Here is a 14,117-nt window from a genome sequence, read left to right as displayed (position 1 = left end):
CACATCTTCGTCCTTCGAGAGCGGCGTTCAAGACGTGGATGCTCGCCACAAGGGCGAGCATGACGAGCTCGAATTGCGTCGCGGTCATGGGTCCAGGCTAGCTGCTGCGCAGCGCCCCGGAACGACGACGAAGCGCTAGAACAGCCCCTCGATCTGGCCGTGCGCGTCGATGTAGATGCGCTCCGCCGCCGGCTGGCGCGGCAGGCCGGGCATGGTCATGATGTCCCCGCAGATCGCGACGACGAAGCCGGCACCGGCCGAGAGCCGGAGTTCGCGCACCGGCACGGTGTGGCCCGACGGCGCCCCGCGCAGGGTCGGGTCGGCCGAGAAGGAATACTGCGTCTTCGCCACGCAGACCGGCAGGTTGCCGTAGCCGGCCGCCTCGAGCTCGGCGAAGCGGGCGGTCACCTTGGCATCCGCCGAGATGCCGGCCGCGCCATAGACCTCGCGCGCGATCGTCTCGAGTTTCTGGCGCAGCGGCATCGCATCGGGATAGAGCGGCGCGAAATCGGCCTCGCCGCTCTGTGTCAGCGCCGCGACCTTGGTCGCGAGCTCTTCGGTACCGGCCCCGCCCTCGGCCCAATGCCGGCAGATCACTGCCTCGACGCCGAGATGGTTGCGGCAGAAGTTCTGGATCAGCGCATGCTCTGCGGCTGTATCGCTGGTGAAGTTGTTGATCGCGACGATCGCCGGCACGCCGAACTTCCTGACGTTCTCGACATGGCGGGCGAGGTTGGAAAGCCCGGCCTCCAGCGCCTTGAGGTTCTCCGTGCCGAGCATGTCGCGGGCGACGCCGCCATGCATCTTCAGCGCCCGCACGGTCGCGACCACCACCGCGACATCCGGCTTCAGGCCGGCCTTGCGGCACTTGATGTCGAAGAACTTCTCGGCTCCGAGATCGGCGCCGAAGCCGGCCTCGGTCACGACATAGTCGGCGAGCTTCAGCGCGGCGCGCGTCGCGATCACCGAATTGCAGCCGTGGGCGATGTTGGCGAAGGGGCCGCCATGGACGAAGGCGGGCGTGCCCTCCAGCGTCTGCACCAGGTTCGGCATCAGCGCATCACGCAGCAGCACGGTCATCGCGCCCTGGGCGTTGAGCTCGGCCGCCGTGACCGGGCGCTTGCTGCGGGTGCGGCCGATGACGATGCGCCCAAGCCGCTCTTCGAGATCGGCGAGATCGCGGGCAAGGCAGAAGATCGCCATCACCTCGGAGGCGACGGTGATGTCGAAGCCGTCCTCGCGCGGGAAGCCGTTGGTCGCCCCGCCGAGCGAGGAGACGATCGAGCGCAGCGCCCGGTCGTTCATGTCGACGACGCGCCGCCAGGCGATGTGGCGTTCATCGAGATCGAGCCCGTTGCCCCAGTAGACATGGTTGTCGAGCATCGCCGCCAGCAGGTTGTGGGCGCTGGTGATGGCGTGGAAATCGCCGGTGAAGTGCAGGTTGATCTGCTCCATCGGCACCACCTGGGCATAGCCGCCGCCGGCGGCCCCGCCCTTCTGGCCGAAGCAGGGGCCGAGCGAGGGCTCGCGCAACGCGATCATGGTGCGTTTGCCGAGGCGCTTCAGCCCGTCGCCGAGCCCGACCGTCGTCGTCGTCTTGCCCTCGCCGGCAGGCGTCGGGCTGATCGCGGTGACGAGGATGAGCTTGCCGTCCGGCTTCTCCGCAAAGCCCGGAATCGCCCCGGTATCGACCTTGGCGATGGACTTGCCATAGGGGTGCAGCGCAGCATCGGGGATGCCGGCTGCCTCGGCGATCGCGCCAATGGGCTGAAGCGTCGCCGCGCGGGCGATCTCGATATCGGTAGACATGCCGTCCCTCAGCGCTAGGTCTAGGGACGCCTTCGCCGGTCGATTCCCTCGCGCGCAACTATTGCCGAAGAATCATGGTCTGCGCCAGCCGGCGCTGGCCATGAAAACGGGCTCTCGCACGCGGCGAAAGCCCGCTTCCGGGATCAACTCGGCCTCAGAAGGTGCTGAAGCGATAGTTCAGGCCGGCGCGCACGATATGGCCGGTATTCTCGAAACGCGAGACATAGGAACCGCCGGCAGGGCCGACCGGCTGCAGGTTGACCGGCACCTTGCGCTTGCCGAGATCGTAGTAGAGGTACTCGGCCTTGACCGAGAGATTGTTGGTGAAGGCGTATTCGAGACCGCCACCGACCGTCCAGCCGATTTCGACATTGTCGCGGCTGCCGACGTAGTCGACCTGGCCCGGTACCGCGGCGCTGAAGAAGGTCGCGCTGTTCTTGACGTCGCCATAGGCAAGACCGCCAGTGGCGAAGACGAGCAGGCGATCGAAAGCATAGCCGGCGCGCAGGCGCACCGTGCCGAAATACTCCATCTCCTGCCGGAAACTGGAAGGCGCATTGGTGGTGCCGATGAAGCTCTCGCGCTTCTTCAGGTCGGTGTAGGAGAAATCGGCTTCGGCGCCGAGCACGATCTGCCCGATCTGGTAGTTGTAGCCGACCTGGGCGCCGCCGATGAAGCCGGTATCGCTCACCGACAGGCTCGGCGGACGACGCGAGAAGGCGACGTTGGCGATGGTGTTCGCCGCTGTGCCTTCGGTCTGGATGTTGTTGTCGGTGAAGACCGCGCCGGCATGGACACCGACATAGAAGCCGGTCCAGGTGAAGATCGGCGCGATCGGCGCCAGGACCGGCCCCTTGCGCGAGGGCAGATCGGCAGCGAATGCCGCGCCTGACAAGCCCGCAATGGCGAGCGATGCGAGAAGTCCAGTCCTGATCATGTGAAGCTCCGGTCGTCGCCACGTGGCAGATCATGCTACGCAGCCATCAACCCCCCGGATGCAGCATGCTTGAAATTGAGCAAGCAAGGGTGAAATCGGCCGTCACGGGTTCGTGTACAAGACTGATTTTGCCGGAAAGGTGCAGATGGGACACAGTCTTCCTGGAGGATCGTGTCGTGAGCCAGCAGTCGCCAGATCGTCGCAACGTCATCAGCCTGCTGTCCGCTGCTGGCCTGGCTGCACTGTCCCAGCCGGAGCACGCTCTCGCCCAGGAAGCCGAACGACCGCTGACACCGGCTTGCGAGGGCCGCGCCACGGCGACCCCACGGCAGACGGAAGGCCCCTATTTCACCCCGTCCTCGCCCCAGCGCGCCGATCTGCGCAGCGACGGCGACGGCACGCTGCTGGTACTGAGCGGCTTCGTGCTGACCCGGCAATGCCGGCCGATCCCCGGCGCCCTGCTCGATTTCTGGCATGCCGATCCATCCGGGCAGTACGACAACCGCGGCTTCCGCTTCCGCGGCCATCTCTTCGCCGACCAGCAGGGTCGCTACCAGTTCATCACGCGCACGCCCGGGCTCTATACCGGTCGCACCCGCCATCTCCATGTAAAGGTGCGAGGCGGCGCGCAGAGCCCGGTGCTCACCACCCAGCTTTATTTCCCGGACGATCCCGGCAACCGCCGCGACAGCCTGTTCGATCAGAAACTGCTGATGAGCTTGCGACCCGCAGAAGGCGGCCAGCTCGGGCGCTTCGACTTCGTGCTGGCCGCCTGAGCGCTACAGCCGCGCCTGCGGATCGGGATGGCCGTCGATCCGCATCTGGAACAGGAAATAGGTCGGCGAGCAGAAGCCGTAATCCTTGACCGTCGTGGTCGCGCCCGGCACGTCGTCCGGAATCGCCTGGCACATATAATCCTCGCGGCAGAAGCTGGTGGCGCTGCAGGTGCCGCGATTGCCGCGCGTCACCGCCTGCGACAGGCAGTCGTCGAAGCGGTTGGTCGCGACGCAATCGTCGAAGGCCTTGCCGCCGGCGAGCCCGCAGATCTCGTCGGGCACCTTGCCATTGGCGAAGCCGGCGAAGGTCCGGTCGGCCGGCGTGCACTGGCGATAGGCCATCCCGGCGGGAACGCCGATCTTGGCCGGCCGGCAGGTGAAGGCGGTCTGCGAAAAGCCTGAGGCGAAGGCGCCGAACTGGCCGGTCTTGCGGTAGCGGTCGAGATAGGGCTTGCCGATAGCGGTGGTGATCGCACCGGTCAGGCAGGGCTGGCCGGAGAAATTGCGGGCTTCGTCGAGCCTGACGCACTGGCCGAGCTCGATCCCGACCGCCTTGCTCTCGACCAGCGGCTTGCAGACCGAGCCGGCAGCGCAGCCCCAACCTTCGCCGAAGGCTCTCGCGCTCTCACCGGTCAGACAGGGCATGGTCAGCGCGGCCGGCTTGTAGGTAAAGGGCCGCTCCGCCTGCCAATTCGCCGGTGGCGCGAAGGACGGCGGGCGATAGTGCTCCGGCTCGGTCCCGGCGGCAACGGCGGCGACATAGGCCGCGCGGCGGAAGCCTTCCGAATAGAAGTGCGGGGAGATACCGGTCTTGATCCGGTTCAGCGCCGAGGTCGAACTGTCGTCGAGCCCGAACATGTGGAAGCCGGCGGTGGCGCCGGCCTGATGGCAGCCCATGCAGGAGCCGTTGTCGAGCCGCTCCAGCAGCGCCTTCTCGTTGCGCACCAGCCGGCTGGCGCCAAACTCGAGCCCGGTCAGCGCGCCCGCCGGCACGGCCTCGGTGAAAGGGTGATTGGCGAGCCGGGCACTGCCGAAGGTCGAGTAGGAGATCGCCTTCGTCGCCAGGAAGCGCTCGGGCAGCTGGTAGACGCCCCGGTCGATCGCCGGGAGATTGCTCCTGACATAGTCGATCAGCTCCTGCCGGAGCGCGGCATCGCTCTTCAGCTTCGCGACGTCAGGCGTGTTCTCCAACGGCTTGGGCTTGAGCGACAAGCCGCCCTCCCCTTTCGATGCCGCAAAGACCCGCTGCAGATAGGCTGCCTGTCCGCCGAACTCGGTCTCCATGCCGGAGGGGAAGCGCACGATCTGGGCGTTGAGCTCGATCTGCTTGAGGCTGATCCGCTGCGGCGAGAGCGGCCCGCTGGCGAGCTGCCGCGCCAGCATGGCCGGATCGCCGCCTGGCGCGATCGACCAGGCTTGCGCCGCCTCGCGGCAGGAGCCGCCCTCGCCCGCCTTGACGCTGAAGACGGCGTTGAGTGTGAACGGCAGGCGCGAGGCCAGCCGGCGCTTCAGCTTCGCATCGTCGAAGGCATAGGCCAGCCGGTAAATCAGGCGCACCTCGCCGCAACCGGCTTCGCCCAGCAGCGCCGCGAAGTCCTGCCGGTCGAGCCGGTTGACGATCGCCGTCAGCTGGAAACGCGCGATCGGCGAGCGCAGCCAGCGCAGGTCGATCACCCGGCCGACATTGCCGTCGGTGACCTCATGGAGCCTGCGGCCATTGGCCAGCATCTCGGCGCGCAGTGCCGTGACGTCCTCGTAGACCTGGCCGGCAATCGTCCGAAAGGCCGAACTGTCGCGGGCGAGATCAGACGTACTGGCGGCCCGGCCACCGCCAAGCACATCGGACAGCGCATAGCCGGTCGCTTCCAGGCGCCGCAGCGTGGCGACATCCTGGACATCGAGCAACGGCTCGGCGGCGTCGGCGGACGCGCTCGCTATAGCAAAGGCCAGCATGGCCAGACCCAGCCAGCGCCGACCAGCCCACTGCATGGCGTCCGTCTCCGGTCGATTCGCGCCACCTCGCGCAAGGGAAGGATAGTCTCGCGCCTGCCAGCGTCCAGTCGCAGCTAATCAGGGCCAATCGCCAAGCTGCTCCCGCGCACGGTGCAGGAAGCCGCGTACGGCCGGATCCTCGGCCAGGCCGATGGCGCGGCCATAGGCCTCTCGCGCGGCCGCAGCCGCGCCCGTGCGCGCCAGCAGGTGAGCCTTCAGCGCCCAATAGGGTTGGTAGCCGGCAGTCTGCGCTTCAGGCAGTTCAGCCAGGATTGCCAGCCCGCGCTCCGGCCCGAACGCTTCGGCGAAGGCGGCTGCGCGCCCGGTCAAGGCTCCCAGCGTCGGCGCGAGCCGCATCAGGCCTTCATAGAGCTGCGCCAGGATAGGCCAGTCGATCCGGCCGGTGCGAGCCCGGCCGGCATGGACCGACTGGATGGCCGCCTCCAGCTGGAACGAGCCCAGACGCCCTAGGCGCGAGGCGGCGGCGAGTTCGCGCTCGGCCTCGGCGATCAGCTCCGCCGACCAGAGGGTCGTATCCTGGTCGGACAGCGCCACGAATGAGCCCGCGGGGTCGCGCCTTGCCGCCTGGCGGGCCTCGCAATGCAGGATGAGCGCGAGCAGCCCGCGCGCTTCCGGTTCCGCGGGCAGTAGCGCCGCGACCAGCCGCGCCAGGAAGATCGCCTCGCCGGTCAGACCCTGGCGCTTGCGATCGGCGCCGGCAACATCCTCCCAGCCGCTGCCATAGGCGGCGTAGATCGCCTGCAACACGCAATGCAGCCGCTCCGGCAGTTCCGCCTGCTCCGGTACGGCGAAGGCGAGCCCGGCCTCGCGGATCCTCGCCTTCGCGCGGACGAGGCGCTGGCCGAGCGCAGCCGGAGAGGTCAGGAAGGCGGCGGCGATGCGCGCGGCGTCGAGCCCGAGCACGGCCTGCAGCATCAGCGCCGGCCGCACCGAAGCGTCGATCGCCGGATGGGCGCAGACGAACAGCAGTTTGAGCCGCTCGTCCGGAAAGACGCCGCTGTCGCCCTCGTCGTCCCGCCCTGCAACAAGTGCCAATGTCGGTGTGGCGTCGGCGCGCGCCCGGCGGCGGCGCGCTGCGTCGATCAGCGCATTGCGGGCGCTGGTCAACAGCCACGCTTCCGGCCGCGCCGGCACGCCGGCCTCGGGCCAGCTTTCCAGCGCGGCGCGGAAGGCTTCGGCTAGCGCATCCTCTGCCGCAGAGAGGTCGCGCCATTGCCGCGCCAGCGTCGCCAGCAGGCGGCCATAGCTGGCACGGGCGGCTAACTCCGCCGCCGCCCTTGCCGCCAGAAACTCGCCCGGCTGCGCCATCGTCGGCCGGGCGCTCAGGCCGCAGCGGGGGGAGGCAGGACAGGTCTTACCTCGACCGATCCGTAGGCGGCCGCCGGACTGCGGGCAGCCCAGTCGAGTGCGACGTCGAGATCGGGCACTTCGACGACGAAATACCCGCCCAGCTGCTCCTTGGTATCGGGGTAAGGCCCATCCTGGATCTGGCGCCGGCCGTCGCGGACCTTGACGACGGCGCTGCTCCGCGGCGGCTGCAGGCCCGCCCCGCTGACCACGATGCCGGCCTGATTGAGCGCGCCGATATACGCCGTCCAGGCGCCCCAATACGCGGGGGCCCTGGCAGGGTCGTCGCGCATGTCGAACTCGGCCTCTCCTTCGCGGAACATCAGCATGTATTGCATCGCGCTCTCCTGTGGCTCATGACCGTCGAGGACGAAGGAGCGATTTCCTTCGCCGCCGCCTCGACGCCGGAGCAAGGGCGATTTCGACAGGCGTCAAAAATAAATCAGCCGGAGCGGCCTTCGCGAGCAGCGCGCGCCTTGCGTGCCAGCTCCTCGAACTCCGCCCGCATCTCCTCGAGCTTGTCCTCGTCGAGCTCTTCGAGATCGAGCAGCTCCTCGCGCGCCCCTTCGATCTTGTCGATCAGCTCGTCGAGCTTGATCTGCATCGCCGCCGTGTCGCGGTTCTGGCTGTTCTGGATGATGAACACCATCAGGAAGGTGACGATCGTCGTCGAGGTGTTGATCACCAACTGCCAGGTGTCGTTGAAGCCGAACAACGGCCCCGATAGCGCCCAAACGACGATGATCGCCAAGGCGGCGAAGAACGTCTGCGGCTTGCCGGCCCAATGCGCCGTCGCCTGCGACAGGCGGGTGAAGACGGAGCGGCTGTTCCCCGCCGCGATCTTGTTGGCCATGGCTGCCTCCGGATGCGCCCGCACCGATCAACCCCGATCGCGTGCGGGCGTTCCCGAAGGACGAGATCGCTGGCTCAGTAGACGACGACCGAGCGGATCGACTTGCCCTCGTGCATCAGGTCGAAGCCGTGATTGATCTCCTCGAGCGAGAGCTTGTGGGTGATCAGGTCGTCGATGTTGATCTTCCCCTCCATGTACCAGTCGACGATCTTCGGCACGTCGGTGCGACCCCGCGCCCCGCCGAAGGCAGTGCCCTTCCAGACGCGGCCGGTGACCAGCTGGAACGGCCGGGTGGCAATCTCCTTGCCGGCCTCGGCGACGCCGATGATGATCGACTCGCCCCAGCCGCGATGGCAGCACTCCAGCGCCTGGCGCATCACATTGGTGTTGCCGGTGGCGTCGAAGGAGAAATCGGCGCCGCCGCCGGTCAGGTCGACGATCGCCTGCACCACCTTGTCGTCGCCGATCTCGGCCGGGTTGATGAAGTCGGTCATGCCGAACTTCTCGGCCATCGCGCGCTTGGCCGGATTGATGTCGACGCCGATGATCTTGTCGGCGCCGACCATGCGGGCGCCCTGGATCACGTTGAGGCCGATGCCGCCGAGCCCGAAGACGACGACGTTCGCGCCCGGCCATACCTTGGCGGTGTAGATCACCGCGCCGATGCCGGTGGTCACGCCGCAGCCGATATAGCAGATCTTGTCGAAGGGCGCGTCCTCGCGGACTTTGGCGAGCGCGATCTCGGGCAGGACGGTGAAGTTCGCGAAGGTCGAGCAGCCCATATAATGGAAGACCTCGCCGCCATCGCAGGAGAAGCGCGAGGTGCCGTCCGGCATCAGCCCCTGCCCCTGCGTGGCGCGGATCGAGGTGCAGAGATTGGTCCGGCGCGACAGGCAAGACTTACAGCTGCGGCATTCCGGGGTGTAGAGCGGGATGACGTGGTCGCCGGGCTTCAGCGTCGTCACGCCGGCGCCGACCTCGCGCACGATGCCGGCGCCCTCATGGCCGAGGATCGCCGGGAACTTGCCCTCGGAATCCAGGCCCGACAGCGTATAGGCATCGGTATGGCAGATGCCGGTCGCCATCACCTCGACCAGCACCTCGCCAGCCTTCGGTCCGCCGATCTCGATGGTCTCGATCGTCAGCGGCTTGCCGGCCTCCCAGGCCACGGCGGCACGTGTCTTCATCTCAGCACCCTCCTTCAGAGCGTTTTCCGCGCCTATTTCAGATAGGTTCGCAGCATCCGTATGATTCCGTCGAGTTCGGCTTCGGGCTCGACACCAGTCTCTTCCTCACGAGCCCCGCTTCCCCGCGCAAGACCGAAGGTCTCGCGCAGATGGCTCTCCAGAACTTCGGCCATCAGTCCGTTCGCGGCCCCGCGCAGCGCTGCGATCTGCTGCAGCAGCGCGCTGCACTCCGTGCCCGCCTCGACCGCGCGCTCCAGCGCCTCCGCCTGGCCCTTGATGCGGCGCAGGCGGGCGACGGCCCGCTTCTTGTCTTCAGGACTATGCGGCATGGCGCTTCATGCCCTACGACCAGGATACTCCACGGGAGTATATCGATCGCCGGCACGGCGGCAAACAAAAAAGCCGCGCGAGCATGGCTCGCGCGGCTTCTTTTCAGCTGTCGGACTGGTCAGTACTTGCGGACGACCGGAGCCGGCGCGTAGGCGACCGGGCGCTCGACAGGGCCGCAGCAATCGGGCTCGCCGAAGTTCCAGCGCATGCCGATCTTGATGTCGTGGCTGTCGATGTCCTTGATCTTGAGCGGCCCCTGCACCTGCCCGCCATAGGCGTTGACGAGTCGGCCCGACTGGGCGTCGCCGAGATTGAGGTAGCGATAGCCGACTTCGAGGGTCAGGTTCTTGTTCACCTCGTAGCCGACACCGGCCATCAGCGCCCAGGCGACACCGCTCTTGGTGCCAGCATTGGCGGTGCCGAGCGTGCTGTAGCCGGGGCCCCAGCCGCCAGGGGTCAAGGTGCTCATGACGCCCTGGTCGGTGACGCCGTGGATGCGGTTGCTCGCATAGCCGATACCGGCGCCGATATAGGGCGTCAGGCAGTTCCAGGTGCCGAGGTCGACATAGGCGTTGAACAGGGCGACCATCGAGCTGATGCTGCCCTTGTAGGTGTTGTGCAGGAGTGTACCGCCACCCAGGTCGACTTGGTCGGTCGCACCGAAGCTGCCGCCGCCGCGATACTCGAAGGTGCCGTCGACGCGGAACCAGTTGTTGAAGCGATAGCCGATACCGACGCCGCCGAAGAATGAGGTCGAGCGATCTTCCTTGGCAGGCCAGGTCCCGTTCGCCTGGCGAACGTCTTCCTGCTCGTACTTGCCGAAATTGGTGACGCCGACGCCGATGTCGCCGCGCAGATAGATGCCCGACGAGATCGTGCCGCGCAGCTCAGGCGGCGGCGGAGGTACCGGCTGGGCCATCGGAAAATCTGCGGCACTGGCGATGGCGGACGCGCTCACGGCCATGGCGCCAGCAAGCGCGAGAGATTTCAGGCTGCCCATGGCGGGACCCCTCGAATGTGCGCGCCGCCGAACTCAGGAGCGCGCGAGTTACCGATGGGGAAACCTTGCCATGGATTCCTTAAATGAGACTTAACCCTAAAAACTAACCCTATCACTCCGTAAACGGCAGCATTGCTCCTGAGAGATCAGCTTCCATGAAGGCATTCATGGGGTCGAACGAAAGACCTTGCCGAGACAGCTCTCTGCCATCCCGGCCGCGGTGAAACGGAGGACCGGAATCCATCGCAGGGCTCGGCGCCCTCCGATAAATTCAGCGCTGCGAACCGTTGGCGCTCGTCCTGGGGACGGCGCCAGGCCCGCGGGATCCGCTCAGGCGGCCGCCTTCGTCACCGCCTCGACCACCTCGTCGACCGCTCGCAGGACGAGATCGCGATCGTCTCCCTCGGCCATGACGCGGATCACCGGCTCGGTGCCGGAGGGACGGATCACCAGCCGCCCGCTCTCGCCGAGCAGCTGCTCGGCCGCCTTGATCGCGTTGACGACCGGCTTCTCCTCCAGCGGACGGCCCTGCCTGTAGCGGACGTTCTTGAGGATCTGCGGCAGCGGCTCGAAGCAATGGCAGACTTCGGAGACCGGCTTCTCCTGGCGCTTGACCACGGCGAGCAGCTGCAGCGCCGCGACCAAACCGTCGCCGGTCGTGCCATAGTCGGAGAGGATGATGTGACCGGACTGCTCGCCACCGAGATTGAAGCCGTTGGCCCGCATGTGCTCGAGCACATAGCGATCGCCCACTGCGGTACGCGCCATCGACAGGCCGAGACCCGCCAGATAGCGCTCCAGGCCGAGATTGGACATCACGGTGGAAACGATCCCGGGCGCCGAGAGCCGGCCGTCCTCCTGCCAGCTGCGTGCGATCACACCCATCAGCTGGTCGCCATCGACGATCTGGCCCTGCTCGTCGACGATCAGGACGCGATCGGCGTCGCCGTCGAGCGCGATGCCGAGGTCGGCACGCAACTCGCGCACCTTCTGGCTGAGCGCCGCCGGCTTGGTCGAGCCGACATCCTTGTTGATGTTGAAGCCGTCGGGCTCGTCGCCGATGGTGATGACCTCGGCGCCGAGCTCCCAGAGCGCCTCGGGCGCAACCTTGTAGGCAGCGCCATTGGCGCAGTCGAGCACGATGCGCAGGCCGTCCAGGCCAAGATTGCGCGGCAAAGTGCGTTTGGCGAACTCGATATAGCGGGCATGCGCACTCTCGACGCGCTTGGCCCGGCCGAGCATCGCCGAAGACGACAGCTGCTTGCCGAGATCGGAATCGATCAGCTGGGTGATCTCCGCCTCGACCTCGTCGCTGAGCTTGTAGCCGTCCGGCCCGAACAGCTTGATGCCATTGTCCTCGTAGGGGTTGTGCGAGGCCGAGATCATCACGCCGAGATCGGCCCGCATCGAGCGGGTCAGCATCGCCACCGCCGGCGTCGGCATCGGGCCCAGCAGCAGCACATCCATCCCGACGGACGTGAAGCCGGCGACCAGCGCGTTCTCGATCATGTAGCCCGAGAGCCGCGTATCCTTGCCGATCACCACGCGATGGCGGTGGTCGCCGCGGCGGAAGGCGATGCCTGTGGCCTGCCCGACCCGCAGCGCCAGATCGGGCGTGATCACGCCGTTGGCGCGTCCGCGAATGCCATCGGTGCCGAAGTATTTGCGTGTCATGAGGTCAGTCCTTGGAGCCTTGCCCGGCTCGTTGCTTTTGCAGCTCATACAGGCTCTTTGCCTGCTCAGCTTCTCACAAATTGTGTCGGACCGTATCCGCTAGGGCATTTTCGAGCGAAGTGGACACCGGTCCGCGTCAAAAAAATGCGATAAAACAAGCATGTGGGGCACCGGATCTTCGCAGCATGGCTGACGAGGATCAGCATGACAAAGGGCGGCCCGAAGGCCGCCCTTTGATCGTTCGAGGTCTGGGCGCGATCAGGCCAGCGGCTGCGGCTCCAGCCCGGCATCGGGCTCGTCGCGCTTGCGGCCCTTGCCGGCGCTCGGCACGGCCGAGCCACGCGGCGCGTGCGGCGTGTCGGCGTCGTCGCGCGAGGGGCGCTTGCCCGCGATCAGGTCGCGGATCTCGTCGCCGGTCAGCGTCTCGAACTCGAGCAGCGCCTCGGCCACCGCGACGAACTGGTCGTGGTGTTCGGTCAGGATCGCCTGGGCGTCGAGATAGCCCTGATGGACCAGCTTGCGCACCTCGGAATCGATCTTTTGCGCGGTCGCCTCAGACAGGCTCTGCGTACGGCCCATCGACATGCCGAGGAAGACCTCTTCCTGATTGTCGCCATAGGCGACCATGCCGAGTTCCTTGGAATAGCCCATCTGGGTGACCATGGCCTTGGCCATCTTGGTCGCCTGCTGGATGTCGCCTGTCGCGCCCGAGGTCACGTTCTCCATGCCGAACGTCATCTCTTCGGCGACGCGCCCGCCCATGGCGACCGCGAGCTGCGAGGTGAACTCCTTGAACTTCATCGAGTAGCGGTCGCCCTCGGGCAGGAACTTGACCATGCCGAGCGCACGGCCACGCGGAATGATCGTCGCCTTGTGCACGGGGATGCCGGCGGGAACATAGAGGCCGACGATGGCATGACCGGCCTCATGATAGGCGGTCAGCTTCTTCTCCTCCTCGGACATCGCCATCGATTTGCGCTCGGCGCCCATCATGACCTTGTCCTTGGCGTCCTCGAACTCGGCATGGGTGACCATGCGCTTGCCGCGACGGGCGGCGAGCAGGGCGCCCTCGTTGACGAGGTTCATCAGGTCGGCGCCGGAGAAACCGGGCGTGCCGCGGGCCAGCACCTTGAGATCGACGTCCGGAGCGAGCGGGACCTTGCGCACATGCACGCGCAGGATCTTCTCGCGGCCGGCGACATCAGGGTTCGGCACGACGATCTGGCGATCGAAGCGGCCGGGGCGCAGCAGCGCCGGGTCGAGCACGTCCGGACGGTTGGTCGCGGCGATGATGATCACGCCCTCGTTCGGCTCGAAGCCGTCCATCTCGACCAGGAGCTGGTTCAGCGTCTGCTCGCGCTCGTCATTGCCGCCGCCGAGGCCGGCGCCGCGATGGCGGCCGACCGCGTCGATCTCGTCGATGAAGATGATGCAGGGCGCGTTCTTCTTGGCCTGCTCGAACATGTCGCGCACGCGGCTGGCGCCGACGCCGACGAACATCTCGACGAAGTCCGAACCCGAAATGGTGAAGAACGGCACATTGGCCTCGCCGGCGACGGCGCGCGCGGTCAAGGTCTTGCCGGTGCCGGGAGGGCCGACCAGCAGCACGCCGCGCGGAATCCGGCCGCCCAGGCGCTGGAACTTCTGCGGATCGCGCAGGAACTCGACGATCTCCTGCAGGTCTTCCTTGGCTTCGTCGATACCGGCGACATCCTCGAAGGTGACGCGGCCATGCGCCTCGGTCAGGAGCTTGGCCTTCGACTTGCCGAAGCCCATCGCCCGGCCAGCACCGTTCTGCATCTGGCGGGACATGAAGATCCACAGGCCGATGAAGATCACGAAGGGCAGCGAATTGACCAGCAGCGCCATGAACCAGGGCGTGCCCTCGGACGGGGCGCGGGCTGAGACCTGCACACCCTTCTGCGCCAGCGTCCGAACGAGCTGCGGGTCGTTGTAAGGCGCATAAGCAACGAAGTTTCGGCCGTCCGTGAACGTGCCGGTGATCTCGGGCCCGGCCACCACGACATTGGCGATACGGCCGGCCTCGGACTCGTTGATCAGCTGGCTGAAGGGGATTTCATTGGTGCTGGCACGCTGGCTCGGGCTCTGGAACAAGGTGACCAGCGCCAGGACCAGCAGGAAGATCACCACCCAGAGGGCGAAATTGCGGAAGTTCGGATTCATTACGGTT

General features: G+C 66.8%; 12 protein-coding genes. 1 reads left to right on the top strand and 11 read right to left on the bottom strand.

The features are described from left to right. Positions 1–135: 135 nt before the first annotated feature. Complete coding sequence (locus tag V7S63_RS08970) at positions 136–1,809, bottom strand: formate--tetrahydrofolate ligase (RefSeq protein ID WP_091839059.1); 1,674 nt, start codon at positions 1,807–1,809, stop codon at positions 136–138. Positions 1,810–1,963: 154 nt separating this feature from the next. Next, positions 1,964–2,746: an outer membrane protein gene (locus V7S63_RS08965; RefSeq protein ID WP_336529967.1), complete on the bottom strand. Its 783-nt coding sequence runs from the start codon at positions 2,744–2,746 to the stop codon at positions 1,964–1,966. Positions 2,747–2,922: 176 nt separating this feature from the next. On the opposite strand from V7S63_RS08965, the gene V7S63_RS08960 reads away from it, so the two are divergent. Continuing rightward, positions 2,923–3,522, top strand: coding sequence for a dioxygenase family protein (locus tag V7S63_RS08960; RefSeq protein ID WP_336529966.1), 600 nt, complete (start codon positions 2,923–2,925; stop codon positions 3,520–3,522). Between the two features lie 3 nt (positions 3,523–3,525). Here V7S63_RS08960 and V7S63_RS08955 read toward each other — a convergent pair whose 3' ends face one another. The 9 genes from V7S63_RS08955 to ftsH form a co-directional block, all read right to left on the bottom strand. Beyond that, positions 3,526–5,511, bottom strand: coding sequence for a hypothetical protein (locus V7S63_RS08955; RefSeq protein WP_336529965.1), 1,986 nt, complete (start codon positions 5,509–5,511; stop codon positions 3,526–3,528). Positions 5,512–5,592: 81 nt separating this feature from the next. After that, entirely contained in the window at positions 5,593–6,843 is a 1,251-nt protein-coding gene (locus V7S63_RS08950; RefSeq protein WP_336529964.1) for an RNA polymerase sigma factor, read from the bottom strand. Between the two features lie 14 nt (positions 6,844–6,857). Beyond that, positions 6,858–7,220, bottom strand: a complete 363-nt coding sequence (locus V7S63_RS08945) for a YciI family protein (RefSeq protein ID WP_100964226.1) — start codon at positions 7,218–7,220, stop codon at positions 6,858–6,860. Positions 7,221–7,324: 104 nt separating this feature from the next. Continuing rightward, positions 7,325–7,735, bottom strand: a complete 411-nt coding sequence (locus tag V7S63_RS08940) for a low affinity iron permease family protein (RefSeq protein ID WP_091839047.1) — start codon at positions 7,733–7,735, stop codon at positions 7,325–7,327. Between the two features lie 74 nt (positions 7,736–7,809). Then, positions 7,810–8,922 carry an S-(hydroxymethyl)glutathione dehydrogenase/class III alcohol dehydrogenase gene (locus V7S63_RS08935; RefSeq protein ID WP_336529963.1) on the bottom strand — a complete coding sequence of 371 codons (1,113 nt, stop codon included), beginning with the start codon at positions 8,920–8,922 and terminating at the stop codon, positions 7,810–7,812. Between the two features lie 32 nt (positions 8,923–8,954). Beyond that, positions 8,955–9,251, bottom strand: coding sequence for a metal/formaldehyde-sensitive transcriptional repressor (locus V7S63_RS08930; RefSeq protein WP_336529962.1), 297 nt, complete (start codon positions 9,249–9,251; stop codon positions 8,955–8,957). Between the two features lie 119 nt (positions 9,252–9,370). Beyond that, entirely contained in the window at positions 9,371–10,210 is an 840-nt protein-coding gene (locus tag V7S63_RS08925; protein WP_425285462.1) for an outer membrane protein, read from the bottom strand. Between the two features lie 372 nt (positions 10,211–10,582). Then, positions 10,583–11,926, bottom strand: coding sequence for a phosphoglucosamine mutase (gene glmM, locus V7S63_RS08920; RefSeq protein ID WP_100964233.1), 1,344 nt, complete (start codon positions 11,924–11,926; stop codon positions 10,583–10,585). A 258-nt stretch (positions 11,927–12,184) separates the two neighbouring features. Then, positions 12,185–14,110 carry an ATP-dependent zinc metalloprotease FtsH gene (gene ftsH, locus V7S63_RS08915; protein ID WP_091839033.1) on the bottom strand — a complete coding sequence of 642 codons (1,926 nt, stop codon included), beginning with the start codon at positions 14,108–14,110 and terminating at the stop codon, positions 12,185–12,187. Positions 14,111–14,117: the final 7 nt, after the last annotated feature.

It is taken from the genome of Allobosea sp. CCNWLY174 (assembly GCF_037120455.1).
Classification (GTDB): Bacteria; Pseudomonadota; Alphaproteobacteria; order Rhizobiales; family Beijerinckiaceae; genus Allobosea; species Allobosea lupini.
This window is presented reverse-complemented; position numbering and strand designations above follow the sequence as displayed.

What these genes read in the sequence shown, in the direction of transcription:
- V7S63_RS08945 (WP_100964226.1), bottom strand. Translation starts at nt 7,220, where the DNA reads ATGCAATACATGCTGATGTTCCGCGAAGGAGAGGCCGAGTTCGACATG.
- V7S63_RS08950 (WP_336529964.1), bottom strand. Translation starts at nt 6,843, where the DNA reads ATGGCGCAGCCGGGCGAGTTTCTGGCGGCAAGGGCGGCGGCGGAGTTA.
- ftsH (WP_091839033.1), bottom strand. Translation starts at nt 14,110, where the DNA reads ATGAATCCGAACTTCCGCAATTTCGCCCTCTGGGTGGTGATCTTCCTG.
- V7S63_RS08970 (WP_091839059.1), bottom strand. Translation starts at nt 1,809, where the DNA reads ATGTCTACCGATATCGAGATCGCCCGCGCGGCGACGCTTCAGCCCATT.
- V7S63_RS08930 (WP_336529962.1), bottom strand. Translation starts at nt 9,251, where the DNA reads ATGCCGCATAGTCCTGAAGACAAGAAGCGGGCCGTCGCCCGCCTGCGC.
- V7S63_RS08935 (WP_336529963.1), bottom strand. Translation starts at nt 8,922, where the DNA reads ATGAAGACACGTGCCGCCGTGGCCTGGGAGGCCGGCAAGCCGCTGACG.
- V7S63_RS08955 (WP_336529965.1), bottom strand. Translation starts at nt 5,511, where the DNA reads ATGCAGTGGGCTGGTCGGCGCTGGCTGGGTCTGGCCATGCTGGCCTTT.
- glmM (WP_100964233.1), bottom strand. Translation starts at nt 11,926, where the DNA reads ATGACACGCAAATACTTCGGCACCGATGGCATTCGCGGACGCGCCAAC.
- V7S63_RS08965 (WP_336529967.1), bottom strand. Translation starts at nt 2,746, where the DNA reads ATGATCAGGACTGGACTTCTCGCATCGCTCGCCATTGCGGGCTTGTCA.
- V7S63_RS08940 (WP_091839047.1), bottom strand. Translation starts at nt 7,735, where the DNA reads ATGGCCAACAAGATCGCGGCGGGGAACAGCCGCTCCGTCTTCACCCGC.